We start from the raw sequence: 20327 nt of genomic DNA, 5'->3' as shown, positions 1-20327 counted from the left end.
TTCTTTCACAACCCCCCGCATCCCGACCGGCGCTCCCCCCGCACCGCGGCCGGCCCCCCCACCCGCCCCCGCGCTGCGGCCCCCGCCCCGCCGCCCGAGGCCGTGCCGCGTTCGCGACGCGTTGCCCACCGCAGCGCGAGGGTTCACCGGTCCACCCCCGAACCGGTGAACGGAAGACCGTCCTGCCGCACTCCGGGGGCGCGGGGGAGATTTCGGCGGGAAGGCGCGGGTACGCGCTCCTCATGACGCCCACCAAGCCGCCGCTCGCCTCCACCGGGCAGGCTGCGCCCCAGGCCCTGAGCCCACCCGTCCCCGCCGAGGGACCACTGCCCAAGGACCACACCCAGGCGATCCTGGAGACCACCAAACTGGTGGCCGCCCTCCTCAAGCGGTCGGGACCGCCCTTCGCCCTCGCCGGCAGCGTGGCCGCGTTCGCCCACGGTCTGCCGGCCATGTTCCAGCACGACACCGACTTCTGTGTCCGGCCCGAGGACGCCGACGCGGCCATCAAGGCCCTGGAGGAGGGCGGCATCGAGATGCGCCGCGCCCCGGAGGACTGGCTCGTCAAGGGCAGGTCCGGCGGGGAGGAGATCGACCTGATCTTCGAGCTGGAGCGTCGGCCGGTGAGCACGGAGCTCCTGGAGCGGGCCGAACTGAAAGCGGTCGACTCGGTGTGGATGCCCGTCCTCGCGCCCACGGACCTCATGGGCAGCCGGCTCGCCGCGCTCTGCGAGCACTACTGCGACTTCGGCGACCTGCTGCCCATGGCGCGGATGCTGAGGGAGCAGATCGACTGGGGCCGGTTGGAACGTGACCACGGGTCCGAACCACTGCCCGACGCGTTCCTCCACCTGCTGGAGCGACTGAGCGTCATCGAGAGCAGGAACACCCACGGATCCGGCCTGGTCGGGCCGGTACGGGAGGAGAGCACATGACGTCCCACGACATGGTGGAGTACCGCATCGAACACCTGAGGGACCGGCTGGCCCGCGAGGACATCGCGGAGCTGGGCGTGCGGGTCGAGGCACGCGGGTCCCGTGCGGTGATCTCGGGCAGCGTGACCAGCCCGGAGTGCCGGGCGGAGGTGTTGAGGCTCGCCGCGGAGGAACTGGCCGGACTGGACTGGCAGGAGGACCTCATGGTCAGTCGACCGGCGCCGCCCGGCCGGGCGGAGGAACTCTCGTGATCCGAGTGGCGGCCGTCGGGGACATCCACCTGGGCCCCGGCAGCGCCGGATTCCTGCGGCCCGCCTTCGACACCCTGGGCGACTGCGCGGACCTGCTGCTCCTGGCCGGTGACCTGACGCGACACGGCACCAGGGAGGAGGCCAGGGTGGTGGCCGGCGAGGTGGCGGGGCTGGCCGTCCCGGTCGTCGCGGTGCTCGGCAACCACGACTACCAGAGCGACCAGGAGGAAGCCGTCGCCGAGGAACTCACGGCCGCCGGGGTGCACGTCCTGGAGGGCACCGGTGTCGTCCTCGACCTGGCCGGCACGAGGGTCGGCGTGGCCGGGACCAAGGGCTTCGGCGGCGGCTTCGCCGGACGCAGCGGCAGCGACTTCGGGGAACCGGAGATGAAGGCCTTCATCCAGTACACCCGCACCTGCGCGGGAGGACTCGAAAAGGCGCTGCGGGGTCTCCAGGACGCCGGGAGCGACCTGCGCATCGCCCTCACCCACTACGCGCCCGTCCCGGACACCCTCGCCGGGGAACCCCTGGAGATCTACCCCTTCCTGGGCAGCTACCTTCTGGCGGAGGCCATGGACGGCGCCGGCGCCGACCTCGCCGTGCACGGGCACGCCCACTCGGGTACCGAGCACGGCATGACGGCCGGCGGAGTACGGGTGCGCAACGTGGCCATGCCCGTCATCGACCGGGCCTTCGCCGTCTACCACCTGTCGCCCCACGCACTCATGCCGGCCGGGTCCTCGACGCCGCCGTCCGACGGCGCCGAGTCCTGACTGCGCGCCCCTACGTGAGCCCCTGCGGCCCCACCTCGGGCCGCGGGGGCTCATCCGCGTGCTGCCGGGGCCGGTCCCCGTCGTCGGCGGGGAGGGCGGTCCCCTCCTCGCCGGCCGCGTCCCCCTCACCCGAGGGCTGCTCCGTGTCGTCGTCCGCGGCGTAGGCGCGGAGGTGGACTATCACCGTGTTGGCGACGGCCACCAGCGGGACGGCGACGACCGCACCGCCGATCCCGGCGACCAGGCCGCCCGTGGCCACGGCCAGCAGCACCGCCAGCGGGTGCAGGCGCACCGCCCGCCCCAGGATGAACGGTTGCAGGATGTGCCCCTCGATCTGCTGGACGACGAGGACCACCACCAGGGCCATGAGCGCCGTGAACACTCCCTGGGTGACCAGGGCGACGATCACGGCGAGCGCCCCCGAGGCCACGGCGCCGACGAGCGGCACGAACGAGGCCAGGAAGATCACGACGCCGATGGGGACCGCCAGGGGCACACCGAGGAAGTAGATGCCGATGCCGATGAAGAGGGCGTCGATGAGGGCCACGATCATCGTTCCGCGCACGTACGCGGTGAGCGTCCGCCAGGCCCGCGGGCCCGCGTCGGCCACACCGGGGCGGGCGGCGGCCGGGATCAGCTTGAGCGTCCACTGCCATACGCGCGGTCCGTCGTAGAGCAGGCACAGCGTGCAGAACATCGCCAGGAGCATGCCGGTGATGATCTCGACCAGGACCGTCACGCCTTGCAGACCGGTCGAGGTGATCTCGCTGGTACTGGTGCCGATCGCGTCGTTCAGCTTCTGCGCGACGTCGTTGATCTGCTGTTCGGTCACGTGGAGGGGGCTGTCGACGAGCCAACGTTTCAGTTCGGCGATGCCCTCCTGGAGACGGCCGGACAGGGTGTCGAGGTTGTCGAGCACCTGCCATACGACGAACCAGCCGACCAGACCGAGCACGAGGAACCCGCATATCGCGGTGACGGCGGTGGCGAGCCCCTGCGGCAGTCCGCTGCGGTGCAGGCGGGCGACCGTCGGCTGGAGCAGGGCGGTGACCAGCAGCGCGACGACGAAGGCGAGGGCGACCAGCCGCACCGCGCCGATGACCTGCATCACGACCCACAGGGCGGCGGCCAGGACCACGAACCGCCAGGCCGCCTCCGCGGCCACGCGGACGCCCCAGGGCACCGCACCGGCCGGGTCCGGGGCCCGCGTACGGGCCCTGCGGAGCTGGGCCGCGCGCTCGGCCTGTTCCGCGTACTCGGCCTCGTACTCGGCGTTGCGGCGCGCCAGGGCCCGCGCGCGCCGTTCGCCGACCGCGTTGGCACCGTTCTTCACGCGGTCGAGCCATGTGTGGGTTCCGGGCATCCGGACCATCCCTTCTCGTCGCTGGCCTTCTGCCCCCATTTCCCGAGATCAGCCGAACGGATTCCACGGCCGCTCCGGGCGCGGCGGGTGGCCGCCCGGAGCCCGTGGGGAGCCCTCGGCCGGGCACGATCCCCGCCGCACAACACCCCCCGGAACGGCCCCGTTTGGCCTCGGGGCGCCGGGGCAGACGTGCGTCATGTCGGACACCGCAGGGACGATGAACACGGGAACCGTCACCACCAAGGTGCCGGCGCGACTGGACCGGTTGCCCTGGTCCCGATGGCACTGGATGATCGTGATCGGGCTGGGCACCGTCTGGATCCTGGACGGTCTCGAAGTCACCGTCGTGGGCAGCATCGCCAGCCGCCTCTCCGAGGACGGCAGCGGCCTGTCCATCACCGACGCGCAGGTCACGGGTCTTGCCGCCGCCCTCTATGTGGCGGGCGCCTGCGCCGGGGCGCTGTTCTTCGGCCGCCTCACCGACCTGTTCGGCCGCAAGAAGCTCTTCCTGATCACGCTCGCGGTCTACCTGGCCGCGACCGCCCTGACGGCACTCTCCTTCTCGTCCTGGTGGTTCTTCCTCTTCCGGTTCCTGACCGGCTTCGGCATCGGCGGCGAGTACGCGGCCATCAACTCGGCGATCGACGAACTGATCCCCAGCAAGTACCGCGGTCGCGTCGACCTCATCATCAACGGCAGCTTCTGGCTCGGCGCGGTCGCCGGAGCCCTGCTGTCCGTCGTCGCCCTGAACACCGAGATCTTCGCGCCGTCGGTGGGCTGGCGACTGACGTTCGCCCTCGGCGTCGTCCTCGGCCTGGTCATCCTGCTCGTACGACGACACGTTCCGGAGAGCCCGCGCTGGATGTTCATGCACGGCCGGGTGCAGGAGGCCGAGGACCTGGTCGCCGACGTCGAGCGACAGGTGGAAGCGGAGACCGGGAAACCGCTGCCGGAGCCCGGCGAGGCCATCACCGTCACCGTGCGCCGGAGCATCGGCTTCGGCGAGATCGCGAGGACCGTGTTCCGCACGTACCCGCGCCGGGCCGTACTGGGCCTCTCCCTCTTCATCGGGCAGGCCTTCCTCTACAACGCGATCACCTTCGGCTTCGGCTCGATCCTCGTCACCTTCTTCGACGTCCCCAGCTCGGTCACCGGCTACTACTTCGCCGTCATCGCCGTCGGGAACTTCCTCGGGCCGCTGCTGCTGGGCCGGTTGTTCGACACGGTCGGCCGTCGCGTCATGATCTCCGGCACGTACATCCTGTCCGGTCTGCTGCTGTTCGGGACGGCCTGGCTGTTCGGCGCGGGCCACCTCTCCGCGGCGACCATGACCGCGTGCTGGTGCGTCGTGCTCTTCTTCGCCTCGGCCGGCGCGAGTTCGGCGTACCTGACCGTCAGCGAGATCTTCCCGATGGAAACCCGCGCGATGTCGATCGCGTTCTTCTACGCCATCGGTACCGCGGCCGGCGGCATCTCCGGCCCCCTGATCTTCGCCGGACTCACCTCCAGCGGCGTGGTGGCCGACGCCGCGCTCGCCTTCTGCATCGGAGCCGCGCTGATGGTCGCCGCGGGGCTGGTCGCCGTCTTCTACGCGGTCGCCGCGGAGGGCCGCTCCCTGGAGGACATCGCGACCCCCCTGTCGGCCCGGCCCGCGGAACCGGCACCCCGGTCGACCTGACGCGCGGGGGAGGGCTCGCGAGCGGTGCCCACACCCTCCGCGGCACGGTCGCCGTCGCCACGATCCGGCGGCGGCACCCCGCCCGCGGCCGCCACGTCCTCACCTACCCGTCCAGCGGGACCAGGACGCCGAGTTCGACCTCCTCGAAGACCCGTGACCACCGGGCCTCCTCGTCCTCTAACACGCGCGGATCGCTCCGCCGAGCCTGTTCGATCACGTCCTCCACGTAGTCCTGGCGGGCCGACTGGAGCGCTCCGCGCTCCGGTCCCGCCGCACACCGGGAACCCTGGCGGGGACGGCAGCGGTCGTGTGACGCGGGTCACTCCGTCCGGTCGATGAGTTCTTCCCGCGGCCCGGGTCAACCTTGTGACCACACCGACCCGAGACAGGACGAGCAGCCATGACCGACGCAGTGAAGGGCCCCGCCTCCTACTTCCCCTCGATCGAGAAGAAGTACGGCCGCCCGGTCGCCGAGTGGAAGGCGCTCATCGCCGCCTCGCCGCTCACCAAGCACATGGAGCTCGTCTCCTGGCTCAAGACGGAGCACGGCCTGGGCCACGGCCACGCCAACGCCCTCGTCGCGCACACCCTCGCCGAGTCCGCCGCGAAGTGAGGCGGCCCGCCCGGTTCCGCCCCGCCCCCACCGCCGACGGCATTGGAGTGGCCCTGTACCCGCCGGTGGCGTGGCTTCCGCGCATCCCGGTGCGCCTTCCTAGGGTCGGCGGGTGACGGGGGGCCGGGTCGGAACAGGTGGGTGAGTCGTGGAACGCATGACGGCACGAGCACGAGCACGAGCACGGACGCACGGGCGATCCCCGGCCGGCGCCGGCCGAACGACGTGGACGCGCACCAGTCGGCTGGCGGCCGTGACGGGCCTGCTGGCGCTGTGCGCCCTACCGACCGCGCCCGCGGGCGCGACGCAGGCCGTCGACGGCCGCTCGCCGGCCGGTCCACCGCTGTACGTGAGCGACTACGGCAACAACCGGGTCGTGACGCTCCCGGCGGACGGCGGCGACGGGACGACCGTGCCCCTCGAAGGGCTGGTGCGTCCCACCGGCATCGCCTGGGACACCGCCGGCGCCCTGTACGTCTCCGACACGGGCAACAACCGGGTGGTGACGCTGCCCCCGAACGGCGGGGAGCAGGCCACGGTGCCCACCGTCGACCTGTCGCGCCCGCTCGGCCTCGCCGTCGACGCCGCCGGGAGCGTCTACATCGCCGACAGCTTCAACGACCGCGTGGTGAAGGTGCCCGCCGGCGGCGGCCCCCAGACGACCGTCCCCACCACCGGCCTGCTGCACCCCTGGGGGCTTGCGCTGGAGCCCGACGGGGACCTGTACGTGGCGGATTTCGTCAACGACCGCGTCGTCAAGGTCGCCGCGGACGGGAGCGGTCAGACCACCGTGCCCACGGTGGGGCTGTCCCAGCCGACCGGCCTCGCCCTCAACGCGGCGGGTGACCTCTACGTCTCCGACAGCGGCAACAACCGCGTCGTGAAGGTGTCCGCGGCCGGCGGGCAGCAGAGCACGGTCCCTCTCACGGGCCTCAGCGATCCGCTGGGTCTCGCGCTCGACGGCACCGGAAACCTTTACGTCGCCGACGGTTTCAACAACCGGGTGGTGCGCGTACGGGAGACGGGCGGCGGGCAGGTCACCCTCCCGTCCACCGGCCTCAACACGCCGACCGGCCTCGCCTTCCCGCCGGCGAAGGCCCGCCCCGGCCCGGTCGACGCCGTCGACAAGGGCCTCACGAAGCTCCGCTGACCCGTTACCCACCCGGGGGCGGGTCCTGCCGCGTGTCGGGAATCCGAACCGTGACGAGGAGACCGCCGCCGGGGCGGGGGACGAGGTCGAGCGTCCCCTCGTGGGCGCGGACGACGCTCTGCACGATGGCGAGGCCGAGGCCGGCGCCGGCGTGCTCGTCGGTCCGGACGCGTTCCGTGCCCCGCCGGAAGGCCTCGGTGAGGGTCGGTACCAGGTCCGGCGGCACCGGCCGGCCCGTGTTCTCGACCCGCAGTACGCTCCCGCCGTGCCGTGCCTCGGTGTGGACCGTCACGGTGCCACCGGCGGGGAGGTTGTGGACGACGGCGTTCTGGACGAGGTTCGTCACCATCCGCAGCAGCAGCTCCGCCGAGCCACGGGTCCGGGTCGCCCCGCCGGTGACGTCGAGCGTGACCCCGCGCCGTTCGGCGAGGTGGAGCAGCGTTTCGGCGGCCTCCTCGGCGACGAGGGAGAGGTCCACGTCCTCACGGGTGAAGTTCCCCCGGTCGCTGCGGCTGAGCAGCAGGAGGGCCTCGGTCAGGTCGATCGCGCGCGTGTTGACCACCTGAAGGCGTTCGAGGACCGCGTCCCGGTCCCCGGCCGGATCCCTGCGGGCGACATCGAGCAACGTCCGCGAGATGGCCAGCGGGGTGCGCAGTTCGTGCGAGGCGTTCGCCGCGAACCGCTGCTGCTCGGCGACGTGCGACTCCACTTGTTCGAGCATGGTGTCGAACGCGTCGGCGAGCTCACGGAACTCGTCCTGACGGCCGTCCATGCGTACCCGGTGGGACAGCGATCCGCTCCCCGCGGCCCGGGCCGCGGCCGTGATCCGGGTGAGCGGCGCGAGCATCCGACCGGCCAGCACCCACCCCCCGACGAGGCCGAACACGAGCAGGAGGAGCATCGCCCCGGCCGCGGCCGGGGCGAAGGTGCGCACGAGGAGGTAGCGGTTGGGCGAGATCCCCAGGAGGCCCTGGGAGTTGTCGGGGACGTAGCGCAGCAGGAACACCCACACCACCGCCAACAGGAGGGCTCCGGCGACGGTGAGGAAACCGGCGTAGCTGAGGGTGAGCTTCCACCGGGCGCTGAGCCCCGGCCCTCTACGCACGCGCGCCGCCGGGGCGTGCGGTCTCCGGCCCGGGACCGATCCGGTAGCCGACGCCCGGCACCGTGGCGATGACCCAGGGTTCGCCGAGCCGTTTGCGCAGCGCGGAGACGGTGATGCGGACGGCGTTGGTGAAGGGGTCCGCGTGCTCGTCCCAGGCCCGTTCCAGGAGCTCCTCGCTGCTGACGACACCACCCTCGGCGGCCACGAGGACCTCCAGCACGGCGAACTGCTTGCGGGTGAGCGCCACGTGGTGTCCGTCGCGGAAGACCTCCCGGCGGAAGGGGTCCAGTCGCAGGCCCGCGATCTCGCGGACCGGAGGCCGGGCGTGCGCGCGTCTACGGTCGAGCGCCCGCAGCCGCAGCACGAGCTCCCGCAGCTCGAACGGCTTGGTGAGGTAGTCGTCGGCGCCGAGCCCGAAACCGGATGCCTTGTCGTCGATCCGGTCAGCCGCGGTGAGCATGAGGATCGGGATGCCGCTGCCGGAGGCGACGATGCGTCGGGCGACCTCGTCGCCGGAGGGCCCGGGGATGTCGCGGTCGAGGACCGCGAGGTCGTAGGAGTTGACGCCCAGCAGGGCCAGGGCGGAGTCGCCGTCGCCGGCGATGTCGGCGGCGATGGCCTCCAGACGCAGACCGTCGCGGACGGCCTCGGCCAGGTACGGCTCGTCCTCCACGATCAGTACGCGCATTCCCGAAGCCTAGGCGCACCGACCTATCGCCCACGTATGCGACGTGTGCGTCCCGCCCGCCGCCCCCGCGTCAGCCCGCCGGTACCGATGCCGACGATGCCCGCGCGGGGCGGGGCCGCTCCGCCGGCGGCTGTTCCACTGTCCGCCACCAGCGGCGCGAGGCCAACGCGGCCAGCGCGGCGCCGGCCGCGTTGACCAGTACGTCGTCCACGGAGGACACCCGGTCCAACCGCAGGACGTACTGCGCGGTTTCCACCAGCACCGAGCAGACCGCGCCGAGGGCCAGGACCCGCGGCACGGACGCCAGCGCCGCGAACCGCACCGGGGCGAAGAAGCCCAGCGCCGCGAAGACCAACAGGTTGCCCACGATCCCGAGCGGCCCCATCGTCACCAGGTCCAGCAGCGGAACGAGACTCACCCGGCCGGGGACGATCCCGGCCCCGGCGCCCGGCATCAGGATCATCCACACGAACGGCGCCGTCCCGTGGACCATGCCCACCTCGGCCAGCGACCTCCGCCAGGCCCCCGCGACGCCCGCGGCGCGCCGCCGACGAGCCAGGACCCACACCAGCAACAGGGACAGCGGTACCGAGAGCAGCGTCATGAACACGACGCCGTTGAACGTGTCGAAGCAACCGTGCCACCGTCCGGCCAGGCACATCGGGGCGGACATCATGAGCGGCCGCCGCAACAGGAACACGGCGCCCGCCACAGCGAGGACCACCGGACCGAGGAGCACGATCCCGCGCCAACGGCGCCGAGATGCTGTCAGGGATGCGTCATGGTTCATGCCCCCATGGGACACGCGGGACCGTCGCGCTGGCGTATGCGGTTCTCGATACGCCCGCGATACACGGAACGCCCCTCAGTCGCTCCCGGTCGGATCAGTCGCGCCCGGTCAGAACGACCACCGGGTGTGGCTGTAGACCCCGTCGTCCCGGCCGAAGCCGTACGCGGTGTCCGGGGCCACGGCGAACAGCACGGCGTCGCCCTTGCGGAACGCGTCCCCGATGCCGTGGAAGGTCCCCTCGGGGGAGGTGATGTGCTCACCGTACTTCGCCTCGTACGCCGCGATCACCACCTCCATCGCCGCCGGATCCGAAACCCGTACCGCCGTGCCCTCCACCACCAGGTCGAGCCCCTCGGTCAGGGAGTTGCCCCCGGTGGTCACCGCACAGTGACCGTCGTGGGCGAGGTTCCTGGCCTTCTGTTCCCCCGGGCCGGTCGAGAAGTACAGCGCTCCGTCGTGCCAGGCGGCGATGACCGGGGTGACGTGGAGCCGGCCGTCCGGCCGTACCGTGGAGAGCCAGAAGATCTCGGCGGCGGCAAGCAGCCGCAACGCCTGCGACCACTCGGCCGCGGTGACGTCCTCGGCACCGGGGCGGGGGTGGAGCGCCGAGCTGTAGCGGGCGTCCAGCTCGGTCGTGGGTTGGTCGGTGGGTCCTTGATCCGGCATGGCAGATCTCCTTCCTCCGCCCATCGTCGACCGGCCGGCCGCCGGCGGGCCGGTCGACACGCCCGCGCCCACCTCACCGACCGCCCACCTCGCCGACCGCCCGTCGCACCGGTCCGACGGCCGGTGCCGACCGACCCGCCGGTAGATTGGCCGCGTGATCGATTTTCTGCGGGACGCCCCGGTCGAAGGCAGCCTCGACGTCGTCTGGCACGCGGGTTGGCCGTCCCCCAAGCACGACCCCGCCCCGGAGATCCAGGTCCACGCGTACACCGAGCACACGGTGATCCTGCGCCAGAACAAGTCCGTCCACTACGAAGCGCCGTTCGTGTTCCTCCTCTTCGGCAACGACCGCGCCCTGCTGCTCGACACCGGCGCGTCCGCCGACCCCGCCCACTTCCCCCTGCGGGAAACCGTCGACGCGCTCGTGGCGGACTGGCTGACACGTCACCCGCGACCGGAGTACGCCCTGCTGGTCGCCCACACCCACGGGCACGGCGACCACACCGCGGCGGACGTCCGGTTCGCCGACCGGCCGCACACCACGGTCGTGGGGGCGGGCCTGGACGAGGTCACGACGTACTTCGGGCTCCGGGACTGGCCGCACCGACAGGGCGAGCTCGACCTGGGCGGTCGGATCCTCGACCTGATCCCCGGGCCCGGACACCAGGAGGCCGGGCTGGTCCTCCACGACCGGCACACCGGGCTGCTGCTGACCGGCGACACCGTCTACCCCGGTCGGCTGTACATCGAGGACCCGGCCGCCTACTCGGAAACCGTCGACCGGCTGCTGGACTTCTGCGCGACCCGCACCGTCCGCCACGTACTCGGCTGCCACATCGAGATGACGACCACGCCTGGCGAGGACTACCCGCGCGGCACCACCCACCAACCGGACGAGCCCCCGCTCCAGCTCACCACCGACCACCTGCACGCGCTGCGCCGGGCCCTCGACGAGACGGAGCAACGCCGAGGCACCCACCCGTACGACGCGTTCGTCCTGGTCTACCGGGACTGACCGGGACTGACGGGGCCCACCGGGATCGACGGGACCTACGGCGACTGACCGGACCGGCCGCCCGACCCGGCCGCTACGCGGTCCGCGTCCGGCCGGGGCTCGTCCGGCTCGTCCCCGCCCGTCCCGTCGGCCGGGTCCGCCGCGCCCGGGCCCTCGTAGGCGGTGGGGCGTTCCTCCCAGAACGTTCCGGACACCGCACGCCGGGCCAGCATCACCACGATGCCGACGAGACTCAGTCCGAGGGCGATGACCAGGGGCGGGCCGAGGCCGAACCAGGACGTCCCGCCCGCCGAGTTCGCGGGGTCCGCCATGTCGGCGACGGCCTCCACGAGCAACCAGACCAGCATGCCCGCGCCGATGACCGGCCCGGCGCCGATGAACAGGAACTCGCGGACCCCCGCGGTGAGTCGGCGCCGGTGGTACACCGCGCAGGCGATGCCGGTGAGGGCGTAGTAGAACGCGATCAGCAGGGAGAGGGCCGTCAGGGAGTCGGCGAGGGCGTTCTCGCTGATCCGGTGGATGACCAGGTACCAGACGGTGGCCGTACCGGCGACCCACCAGGTGCTGACCGCGGGGGTGCGGAACCGGCCGTGGATCCGACCGAACCGGCTGGGGAGGGCGTGCCTGCGCGCCATTGACAGCGCGGTCCGCGAGGCCGGGATGATCGTCGTCTGGGTCGAGGCGAGCGCCGACGTCGCCACGGCGAGGAGCACGATCCAGTCCCAGCCGCCGAGCACCTCGTGGGCCAAGGAGGCGAACACGGCCTCCTCGTCGTCCGCGTGCGCGCTGAGGTAGCCGGTGCCCGCGAAGGCGACGACGGCGAAGGCCACCGAGACGTACGTGGCCAACAGGACGACCGTGGACCAGATGCCGGCCCTGCCCGGGGTGGAGGAGGGGTCCGTCGTCTCCTCGGAGAGGTTGACGGCCGACTCCCAGCCCCAGTAGACGAACACGCCGAGCAGCAGCCCGCCGGTCAACGCCGTACCGCCGGCCCCGAACGGGTTGAGCCAACCGGCGGCGGGACGCACCGCGTCGAGGGAGCCGGTTCCGGAGAGGACCTTGTGGAGGGCCACGGCCGCGAAGACGAACAGGCAGACGGTCTGGAGCAGGACGAGGACGTTCTGCAGCCGGGCCGCCGCCTGGGTGTCGCGTACGCACAGCGCGGCCATCGCCACGATCAGCAGCACGGTCAGCGACTGGCGTACCAAGGTGTTCCCGGCCCAGCCGTCGAGGCCCACGGCCAGCAGGCCGAAGTTGACGGCCACGTCGGCCAGCGAGCCCACCACCAGGACGCCGGTCATCGTGATCGCCCACCCGCCGAGCCAACCGGCCGTGGGTCCCAGCGCCCGCGTCACCCAGGAGAAGGTCGTGCCGCAGTCGGGATCCGCCCGGTTCAGGTAGTAGAAAGCGGAAGCGATGAGCACCATCGGAACGAACGAAGCGAGCATCACCCCGGGGGCGTGGACGCCGACCAGGGCCACGATCGGCCCGATCACGGCGGCCAGGGAGTACGCCGGCGAGGTGGCGTTGAGCCCGATGGCGAGGGCGTCGACGAAACCGATCGCGTTCGGTCTGAGCGTGGCGGCCGGCGTCCGCGGGGTGTCTTCGACCATGGTCCCTCACTGGTGCGGTGTGAACGGGGCGTGAATGCGAAGAGGAAACCCGTGCGCCGTACGAAGGGTCAATGGTGTTGGCATAAGCGGCCCCCCGGCTCGGCCGGGCCGGCCCGCGGTCCACGCCCGCGGTCCACGCGTTCCGTGCCCCGCGCCCGGCCCGGGATCGTGCGGGCGGGCCGGTCAGCCGGACAGGCCGGCCAGTTCGCGTTCGGCACTGTCCAGCAGCATCTCCAGCGCGACCGGGTAGGCGCTGTGCGGCATCCGGGCGGCCAACAGCCCGACGGTGGCCGCGATGTTCGGGTACTCGTCCGCGGGCAGTCGGGCGTACGTCGACTCCCACCGCTCCTCGTCCGCCTCGCGGTCCTTCGCCGCCAGCGCCAACGGGCCCGCGTCGAGCGCGGCGAAGGCCAGGCACTGGTCGATGTAGGCGTGGTAGATCCGCACGGCGTCCCCGTCGGGGAACCCGGCGCCGCGCAGGCTGCCGAGGATCGCCTCGTCCGCGGCGATCTCCCGCGGTCGGCCGCTCACGCGGCTCGCGGTCAGCAACGCGGCCTGAGGATGGGCGAGGTACGCGCCGTGGATGCGGAGCCCGAGGGAGCGCAGGTCGTCGCGCCACCGCCCGGTCGGGAGCCAGCCGGCGAGCGCCCGGCCGATCAGCTCCTCGCCCATGGCCAGGGTGAGCCCGTCCATGCCGTCGAAGTACCGGTACAGGGTGCTGGGGTCCGCGCCCAGGGCGGCGCCGAGCCGCCGGGCGGAGAGCCCCGCACTGCCGTGCTCGCGCACCATCCGCAGCGCCGTCTCGACGATCAACCGCTCGGAGAGCACCGTGCCCTGCCGGGTCGGACGCCGCCGCCTGCGCGCGTCCTCCGGGACCACGTCCTTCGCCATCGCCCGCCCTCTCCTTCGAACCCGCCGGGTTCCGCGTGCCCGCGCCGGTTGCCCGGCACCGGGCCGAGCCTTATGCCAACACCATTGACCTTAGCTCGGCGCGGCGGGTTCCATCAGCCCCTGAGGCGCTCGCCTCACAGAGAAAGGACCTCGCCATGCGTGTACTGCTCGTGGGTGCCGGCGGCGTCGGCAGCGCGATCACCCGGATCGCCGCCCGCCGCGACTTCTTCGACCACTTCGTCGTCGCCGACTACGACCTGGGCCGCGCGCAGGCGGCGGTGGCGGCCCTGGGGGACGAGGAGCGGCGCTTCAGCGCCTGCCGCGTCGACGCCTCCGACGAGGCGGCGGTCGCCCGGCTCCTCTCGGAGCACGGGTGCGACGTCCTGATGAACGCGACCGACCCGCGCTTCGTGATGCCCCTGTTCAACGCCTCGCTGACGGCGGGCAGCCACTACCTCGACATGGCCATGTCCCTGTCCCGCCCGCACCCCGAACACCCGCACAGCGAGTGCGGGGTGAAACTCGGCGACGAGCAGTTCGAACGGGCCGAGGAGTGGGAGAAGTCGGGCCGGCTGGCGCTCGTCGGCATGGGTGTCGAGCCCGGACTCTCCGACGTGTTCGCCCGCTACGCGGCCGACGAACTCTTCGACGAGATCGAGGAGATCGGCATCCGCGACGGGGCCAACCTGGCCGTCGAGGGCTACGACTTCGCCCCGTCCTTCAACATCTGGACGACGATCGAGGAGTGCCTGAACCCGCCCGTGGTGTACGAGCGCGAACGCGGCTGGTTCACCACCGAGCCGTTCAGCGAGCCGGAGGTCTTCGACTTCCCCGAGGGCATCGGTCCCGTCGAGTGCGTCAACGTCGAGCACGAGGAGGTACTCCTCATCCCCCGCTGGGTGGGGGCCCGTCGGGTCACCTTCAAGTACGGCCTCGGTGACGACTTCATCGGCAAGCTCAAGACGCTCCACGCCCTGGGCCTGGACTCCACGGAACCGGTCACGGTCCGCGGCGAGGACGGCCCGGTCCGGGTCTCGCCCCGCGACGTGGTCGCCGCCTGCCTGCCCGACCCGGCCGGCCTCGGGGACCGGATGACCGGCAAGACCTGCGCCGGCACCTGGGTCAAGGGAACCAAGGACGGCCTGCCCCGCGAGGTCTACCTGTACCACGTGGTCGACAACCAGTGGTCCATGCGCGAGTACGGCTCCCAGGCCGTCGTCTGGCAGACCGCGGTCAACCCGGTGGTGGCCCTCGAACTGCTGGCCACCGGCGTGTGGTCCCGGGCGGGCGTCCTCGGCCCCGAAGCCCTGCCGCCCCTTCCCTTCCTCGACCTGCTCACCGCGTACGGCTCGCCCTGGGGCATGCGCGACCAGTCCGCCACCGCCGCCACCACCACCCCGGCGGTCCCGGGGCGGTGACCCGTCCGGTACGCGCGGCCGCCCGGTGCGGCCGCGCGTAAGGATTTCGTCATCGTCACCTTGTGGCGATGCCGTCCGGTCACCGCGTTCAATGGGGGAAACGATCAGCGGGTTCGGCAGGGGAGCGGCAGTGGAGAACGGCAAGCGGCGCGGACGGTTCCTCAGCGGACGCTTCCTCATCGGAGGCCTGGTGACGGCCCTGGTGCTGCTCGGCGCGGGCGTCTACTGGTTCCAGCCGTGGAAGCTCTGGCAGGACGACCGCGTCGACGAGGCCCTGCCGACCGCCCCGCGGTCGACGCCGTCCGCCCCGCCGGCCGGCGCCCCGGACCCGGCCGCCCCGGCGCCGCGGACCGTCGCCCGGGGGAACCTGATCAGCCACGAGCACACCACCACGGGCACCGCGCAACTCATCCGTCTCGCGGACGGTTCGCACACGCTGCGCCTGGAGGACCTCGACACGAGCAACGGTCCGGACCTGAGGGTGTGGCTGACGGACGCCCCCGTCAAGGAGGGCACGGCCGGCTGGCGCGTCTTCGACGACGGCAAGCACGTCAGCCTGGGCAAGCTCAAGGGGAACAAGGGCGACCAGAACTACGAGGTGCCGACCGACCTGAACCTGTCCGAGTACAGCAGCGTCACCATCTGGTGCGACCGCTTCGACGTGTCCTTCGGCGCCGCCGAACTGACCGCCGCCTGACGGCCCCCGACCGGTCATGGCCGCCGCGCGGGCCGGTGCGCTGTCCTCGACGGACTGATCGGGACGAGGGCGGGTTCGCTCCGGGGCGGCGGAGCCGCCGCTCCAGCGGTTGCGGACCGCCCCGGGGAACCCCAGCGTGGAGCCGGGGGAACCCCATCCCATCCGTCACGAGGAGTCGCCGTCATGGGCGGTATGCAGGACAAGCGCCAGGAGCCGGGCAAGGGCCGCGAGGAGCAGGAGCAGGATCGCACGCGCCGCCCCGAGCAGGACCCCGTCCACCCCGCCACGAGCGCGGTGAAGGCCCGGGGCAAGAGCCCCGAGGAGCTCAAGTACCCGCGCCAGGACGAGAACCCGCGCGAGCGCGACGAGGACGAGAGGCGCGACGGGGAGTCCTGACCGCCCCGCCCCGTTCCACCGTCACGACGGAACACGAAGCAGGACCCGGCCGGAGCCCGTCGGCGCCCCGGTCGGGTCCTCGTCGCTCGTACGGCGGAACCGCTACCCCGACCGCACCGACCCCGGTTCGCCGCGCTCGAAGGTCACCGGCAGGCTCCGGGGGCCGCGCAGGCCGCCCGGGCGCCACGGGATCTCCTCCGGCGGTACGGCGAGGGCGAGGCCGGGAAGCCGGCGCAGGGCCGTGCCGATCGCGATCTGCCCCTCCAGCCGTGCCAGCGGGGCGCCCAGGCAGTAGTGGATGCCGTGCCCGAACGCGAGGTGGGCGTTGTCCTGCCGGGTGATGTCCAGGCGCTCCGGGTCGGGGAAACGTGCCGGGTCGCGGTCGGCCAGGGCCGAGCCGATCAGCACGGTCGCCCCGCGCGGGATGCTCACGCCCGCGATCTCGACGTCCTCCCGGGCGAACCGGGCGATGCCGGGGCTGACCGGACCGTCGTAGCGCAGGAACTCCTCGATCGCGCCCGGCAGCAGTGCCGGATCGGAGCGCAGCAGGTCGAGCTGGTCGCGGTGCGCGAGCAACGTGGCGATGCCGCCGCCGATCAGGTTGACCGTGGTGATGTAACCGGCCGCCAGCAGCAGGAACACCATGGCGACGAGTTCGTCCTCGGTCAGCCGCTGTTCCTCGTCCCGGGCCGCGACCAGGTCGCTGAGCAGGTCGTCGGCCGGCCGGGCACGCTTGTCGCGGATGAGCTCGGTGACGTAGGCGCGCATGTGCAGCCACGCCTCGTTCACCACGGCGGGATCCGGCGGCTCCGCACCCCGCATGATCATGCGGTCGGTCCAGTGCTGGAAGTCGTGACGGTCGTCCACCGGTACGCCCAGCAGCTCGCTGATCACCGTGACCGGGAGCGGCAGCGCGAAGTCCGCGACGAGGTCGGCCCGGCCGGCCGCGACGATCGGGTCCAGCAACCGGTCGGTGACGGCCTGGATCCTCGGACGCATCCCCGCCACCCGGCGGGCGGTGAACGCCTTCGACACCAGGCGGCGCAGACGGGTGTGGTCGGGCGGATCGCTGCGGAGCATGTTGCCGAGCATCGACTCGCGCTCGGTTCCGGGCAACTGACGCAGGAGCCGGGTGTCGGCGGCGTCGCGCACGTCGCTGCTGAGGCGGGAGTCGGACAGGGCCGCCAGGCCGTCCTCGTAACGGGTGACGAGCCACGCCTCCAGGCCGCCCGCGATGACGGCGCGGCGCACGGGGCCGTCCTCGCGCAGTTGCCGGTACAGGGGGAACGGATCCGCGACGAAAGCCGGGTCGGCGTAGGGCAGAAGGACGGGCCGCTCAGTCATGGTGCCTCCCGAAGGGTGTCTTTCCGGTTCGCGGTGCGTGTCGCTCCGGCGTGCGCGTCGACCTGTTGTGTGCGTTGCCTCGGCTGCCGTGCGCGGTGTTTGCCTCGGCATTCGCGCGCCGATCAGCGCAGGGACTCCTTCGGGGGCCGCTCCCGCAGGGCCCCGTAGGCGAGGAAGTAGGCAGGGACGCGGTTCAGCCACCGGGAGTCCGTGATGAGCTCGGTCATCCGCTTGGCCCGTCGGGGATCGCCGAACGCCGTGCGGCCGGCCAGCAGCGGCTCGATGACCTGACGGTGGGCGAGGCGCTGGAGCCCCTGCGTGGCCACCGTGGTCGGCATCCGGCGCTGCTGCACGCGGCGCACGTCCCGGAGTCCCACGGCATGCTTCCGCAACGGCCCCACGAGGTGGCGGGCGGCCGCCACCGCGTCCTGCACGGCGAGGTTGATGCCGATCCCGAAGACCGGCGACATGGCGTGGGCCGCGTCACCGATGCACAGCAGTCCGGGGCGGTGCCAGCGGCGGAGCCGTTCGAGCCGGACGTCGAGCAGTTTGACCTCGTCCCAGGAGGTGAGTGAGTGGGCCCGGTCGGCGAGCCAGGGGGCGGCCTCCGCGAACCGCTCGTTGAAGCGCGCCAAGCCCTCCGCGCGCCGCCCCACATCGGTGCCCTTGGGGATGAGCGCCGCACACTGCCAATAGTCGCCGCGGTCGATGAGCGCGGTGAAGAACCGGTCTCCGACGCCCCCCACCAGCCCGCTGGGGTCGTCCTCGCGGCGGGGCAGGCGGAACCACCAGGCGTCCATGGGGCACGGGAAGCCCTCCAGCCCCAGTTCGGGCAGTGCCCTGGCCAAGGAACCCCGGCCGTCGCAGGCCACGGTGAGGTGGGCCCGGACCTCGCCGGTGGCGCCGTCCGCGGTCCGGTACCGCACGCCCGCGACCCGTCCGCCCTCCATCAGGAAGGACGTCGCCTCGGTCCTCATGCGCAGGTCGAAGGAGGGCTCCCGGCGCGCTTCGTCGGCGAGGAGGTCGAGCAGGTCCCACTGCGGCACCATCGCGATGTAGTTGTACTTGCCGGGCAGTGCCCCGATGTTCCCGACCATGACGAGCGAGCGGTCCGGTCCGATGGGCAGCTGGACGGAGGTCACGCGGCGCTGCGGCAGCCGGGCGAACCGTTCCGCGAGACCGATGTCGTCCAGCAGGGACAGGGTCGACGGGTGCACGGTGTCACCCCGGAAGTCGCGCAGGAAGTCGCCGTGCTTCTCCAGCACGGTCACCTCCACCCCCGCCCTGGCCAGCAGCAGCGCCAGCACCATGCCGGCCGGTCCGCCTCCCACCACGCAGCACGTCGTGCGCTCCACGGCAACCACTCCCTTCGCGGGGCCGGGCGGGCCCCAGAGGACATATACCTCAATCAGGGCTTCGGGACCCGTCAGGAACGCAGGGCCGGTCGGAGGCGAGCGGGCGGGCCCTGTCGCGCTTCAGGGCGTCGAGCGCACCGGAGCGGGCGTCCCCGCCCGGGTGCGGAACCCAGGCGTGCCGGGGTGGGTGGTGGGTAGGCGCCGGGCATCCCGGGCTCCCGGGGTCACCTGCGTCACGCAGGCCCCGAGGGCGTGGGGAACGGGCGTGGCCGTCGAGGTGAGGAGAACCCCATGTCCGCACACATTCCGGAGCCGGACCCGGGGCCTGGGCCGGGGCCGGTTCCACGGCCCGAAGCGTCCGGGCCGCCTGCCGCGTCGCCGTCGGTCGCGTCGTCCGTCCCGCCGTCGGTCGTGTCGCACGGCGTGCCGCCGGGCGAGACGCCGCCCGGGGAGTCGAGCACCGGCACCGGGGCGGGCCCGTACCGTCCCCTCACACGCGGCTGGGGCATGGGGCCGCTCGTGGTGATCTGCCTGCTGGCCTTTGCCTGTGCCCTCTTCTTCCTGGCCTACGCGGTGTTCCTGGACCTCTGAGCACCGGCCTCCGAGCAGCCCGTCCATAACGCGTGAATCCCCTCCGGGTCCCGGGCCGGTGTGGTCCGGGGACGGATGAAGGCCGTGCCGCGCGCCTGATCCTGTCGGACGCCGACATATGTTTCATGCGCACCCCTCAACCGCATTCCGTGACCCTGGCCGCGACCCGCGACCCGCGACCCGCGATCCGCCCCCGACCGCAACCGCCCTCCGTGACCGCGATCCGCACCCGCACCGACACCCGCACCCGCACCGACACCCGCACCGACACCCGCACCCGCGACCCCACCGACACCCGCACCCCCACCGACACTCGCGACCCCACCGACACCCGCACCCCCACCGACACCCGCACCCCCACCCCCACCCGAGACCGCACCTCGCGCCCGCTCCCCGCACCCCGTCCACCCCTTGGCCGCCGCCCCGGAACGAAAGGGCAACGCATGACTGAGCCCGGTCCTCTGACACAGCAGACCGCCCCCGCGGTGAACCGGGCGGCGAATCCGCTCCCGGGGCAACAGGCGTTCGCGCGCGCCGTGGGCCTCCTCATGGCCTCGACGCCGTGCACGGCCCGGCACGCGCGCCTGATCCTCGCGACGGCTGCCGACCTCGCGCACGTCTCCGTCGTCGACCTCGTGGCCGCGATGACCGCGATGACCGCCGACGCACCCGCCCCCGCGCCCGGACGAGTCGTGCGGGCCCTGCACCGCGCGGTGGAGGCCGCCCGCAGCCCTTCCACGTCGACGTCGACGGCGGCGCCGTCCACGGCGTCGTCGCACACCGGACCGCCGCCCAGCCGTACCCGGACCGAAGAGGTCCTCTCCCGCCTGCGGGGCTGCCAGGCCCGCCTCACGAGCACCCCGCACGACCCCGGCGCCCTGCGCGCCATGGACGACGCCGCCCACACCCTGTGCGTCCTCATGGGCCGTCCCAGCGCCCACGAGGCGGTGCTGGCGGCGGAGCGCCACCTGGCCGGAACGGCCTGACGACCGCGC

General features: G+C 72.6%; 21 protein-coding genes. 12 read left to right on the top strand and 9 right to left on the bottom strand.

Features of this window, described 5'->3' with window-relative positions; genetic code table 11:
- The first annotated feature begins 242 nt into the window (after positions 1-242).
- Genes ACFVS6_RS32340 through ACFVS6_RS32330 form a run of 3 tightly spaced genes read left to right on the top strand, consistent with a single transcriptional unit; the run spans position 243 to position 1959 of the window.
- Positions 243-935, top strand: coding sequence for a nucleotidyltransferase family protein (locus tag ACFVS6_RS32340; protein WP_389709484.1), 693 nt, complete (start codon positions 243-245; stop codon positions 933-935).
- Complete coding sequence (locus ACFVS6_RS32335) at positions 932-1186, top strand: hypothetical protein (protein WP_389709482.1); 255 nt, start codon at positions 932-934, stop codon at positions 1184-1186. Before ACFVS6_RS32340 ends, ACFVS6_RS32335 begins: the two co-directional genes overlap by 4 nt.
- Positions 1183-1959, top strand: coding sequence for a metallophosphoesterase (locus ACFVS6_RS32330; protein ID WP_389709480.1), 777 nt, complete (start codon positions 1183-1185; stop codon positions 1957-1959). Before ACFVS6_RS32335 ends, ACFVS6_RS32330 begins: the two co-directional genes overlap by 4 nt.
- 10 nt (positions 1960-1969) lie before the next feature.
- On the opposite strand, the gene ACFVS6_RS32325 is transcribed toward ACFVS6_RS32330, so the two are convergent.
- Positions 1970-3331: an AI-2E family transporter gene (locus ACFVS6_RS32325; RefSeq protein WP_389709478.1), complete on the bottom strand. Its 1362-nt coding sequence runs from the start codon at positions 3329-3331 to the stop codon at positions 1970-1972.
- Positions 3332-3518: 187 nt separating this feature from the next.
- Between ACFVS6_RS32325 and ACFVS6_RS32320 the strand changes: the two genes are divergently transcribed.
- From ACFVS6_RS32320 to ACFVS6_RS32310, 3 genes are all read left to right on the top strand, one after another.
- Positions 3519-5000, top strand: a complete 1482-nt coding sequence (locus tag ACFVS6_RS32320) for an MFS transporter (RefSeq protein WP_389709476.1) — start codon at positions 3519-3521, stop codon at positions 4998-5000.
- Between the two features lie 400 nt (positions 5001-5400).
- A complete protein-coding gene (locus ACFVS6_RS32315) occupies positions 5401-5613 on the top strand; it encodes a DUF4287 domain-containing protein (RefSeq protein ID WP_389709474.1) in 213 nt (70 codons plus the stop codon).
- Between the two features lie 253 nt (positions 5614-5866).
- Positions 5867-6763, top strand: a complete 897-nt coding sequence (locus ACFVS6_RS32310) for an SMP-30/gluconolactonase/LRE family protein (protein ID WP_389709472.1) — start codon at positions 5867-5869, stop codon at positions 6761-6763.
- 4 nt (positions 6764-6767) lie between these two features.
- Here the strand turns inward: ACFVS6_RS32310 and ACFVS6_RS32305 are convergent, their stop codons facing one another.
- The 4 genes from ACFVS6_RS32305 to ACFVS6_RS32290 all read right to left on the bottom strand — a co-directional run bounded on the left by ACFVS6_RS32305 (position 6768) and on the right by ACFVS6_RS32290 (position 10012).
- Positions 6768-7868, bottom strand: a complete 1101-nt coding sequence (locus ACFVS6_RS32305) for a sensor histidine kinase (protein ID WP_389709470.1) — start codon at positions 7866-7868, stop codon at positions 6768-6770.
- Positions 7861-8556, bottom strand: coding sequence for a response regulator transcription factor (locus tag ACFVS6_RS32300; RefSeq protein WP_389709468.1), 696 nt, complete (start codon positions 8554-8556; stop codon positions 7861-7863). The genes ACFVS6_RS32305 and ACFVS6_RS32300 overlap by 8 nt, the downstream gene beginning before the upstream one ends.
- A 70-nt stretch (positions 8557-8626) precedes the next feature.
- Positions 8627-9346, bottom strand: a complete 720-nt coding sequence (locus ACFVS6_RS32295; RefSeq protein WP_389709466.1) for a VanZ family protein — start codon at positions 9344-9346, stop codon at positions 8627-8629.
- Between the two features lie 108 nt (positions 9347-9454).
- Positions 9455-10012, bottom strand: a complete 558-nt coding sequence (locus tag ACFVS6_RS32290; protein WP_389709463.1) for a pyridoxamine 5'-phosphate oxidase family protein — start codon at positions 10010-10012, stop codon at positions 9455-9457.
- Positions 10013-10166: 154 nt separating this feature from the next.
- Between ACFVS6_RS32290 and ACFVS6_RS32285 the strand changes: the two genes are divergently transcribed.
- Positions 10167-11027 carry an MBL fold metallo-hydrolase gene (locus ACFVS6_RS32285; RefSeq protein WP_389709461.1) on the top strand — a complete coding sequence of 287 codons (861 nt, stop codon included), beginning with the start codon at positions 10167-10169 and terminating at the stop codon, positions 11025-11027.
- Positions 11028-11062: 35 nt separating this feature from the next.
- Here ACFVS6_RS32285 and ACFVS6_RS32280 read toward each other — a convergent pair whose 3' ends face one another.
- Positions 11063-12640, bottom strand: a complete 1578-nt coding sequence (locus ACFVS6_RS32280; RefSeq protein ID WP_389709459.1) for an APC family permease — start codon at positions 12638-12640, stop codon at positions 11063-11065.
- A gap of 183 nt (positions 12641-12823) precedes the next feature.
- Entirely contained in the window at positions 12824-13531 is a 708-nt protein-coding gene (locus ACFVS6_RS32275) for a TetR/AcrR family transcriptional regulator (protein ID WP_389709457.1), read from the bottom strand.
- Positions 13532-13686: 155 nt separating this feature from the next.
- On the opposite strand from ACFVS6_RS32275, the gene ACFVS6_RS32270 reads away from it, so the two are divergent.
- From ACFVS6_RS32270 to ACFVS6_RS32260, 3 genes are all read left to right on the top strand, one after another.
- On the top strand, positions 13687-14949 hold the full coding sequence (locus tag ACFVS6_RS32270; protein WP_389709455.1) for a saccharopine dehydrogenase family protein: 1263 nt from the start codon (positions 13687-13689) through the stop codon (positions 14947-14949).
- Positions 14950-15079: 130 nt separating this feature from the next.
- Complete coding sequence (locus ACFVS6_RS32265) at positions 15080-15646, top strand: DM13 domain-containing protein (protein ID WP_389709454.1); 567 nt, start codon at positions 15080-15082, stop codon at positions 15644-15646.
- Between the two features lie 183 nt (positions 15647-15829).
- On the top strand, positions 15830-16042 hold the full coding sequence (locus ACFVS6_RS32260) for a hypothetical protein (protein ID WP_389709452.1): 213 nt from the start codon (positions 15830-15832) through the stop codon (positions 16040-16042).
- A gap of 102 nt (positions 16043-16144) precedes the next feature.
- On the opposite strand, the gene ACFVS6_RS32255 is transcribed toward ACFVS6_RS32260, so the two are convergent.
- Positions 16145-17386 carry a cytochrome P450 gene (locus ACFVS6_RS32255; RefSeq protein ID WP_389709450.1) on the bottom strand — a complete coding sequence of 414 codons (1242 nt, stop codon included), beginning with the start codon at positions 17384-17386 and terminating at the stop codon, positions 16145-16147.
- 122 nt (positions 17387-17508) lie between these two features.
- Positions 17509-18741 (bottom strand): FAD-dependent oxidoreductase, encoded by a 1233-nt coding sequence (locus ACFVS6_RS32250; RefSeq protein ID WP_389709449.1) that lies wholly within the window; start codon positions 18739-18741, stop codon positions 17509-17511.
- A gap of 411 nt (positions 18742-19152) precedes the next feature.
- Between ACFVS6_RS32250 and ACFVS6_RS32245 the strand changes: the two genes are divergently transcribed.
- Positions 19153-19332, top strand: coding sequence for a DUF6480 family protein (locus ACFVS6_RS32245; protein WP_389709447.1), 180 nt, complete (start codon positions 19153-19155; stop codon positions 19330-19332).
- A 212-nt stretch (positions 19333-19544) separates the two neighbouring features.
- Positions 19545-20318 carry a DUF5133 domain-containing protein gene (locus ACFVS6_RS32240; RefSeq protein WP_389709445.1) on the top strand — a complete coding sequence of 258 codons (774 nt, stop codon included), beginning with the start codon at positions 19545-19547 and terminating at the stop codon, positions 20316-20318.
- Positions 20319-20327 lie beyond the last annotated feature (9 nt).

The organism is Streptomyces sp. NPDC057939 (genome assembly GCF_042887545.1).
GTDB lineage: Bacteria > Actinomycetota > Actinomycetes > Streptomycetales > Streptomycetaceae > Streptomyces.
The sequence above is the reverse complement of the archived record's forward strand: the minus strand, read 5'-3'. Positions and strand labels throughout refer to the sequence as shown.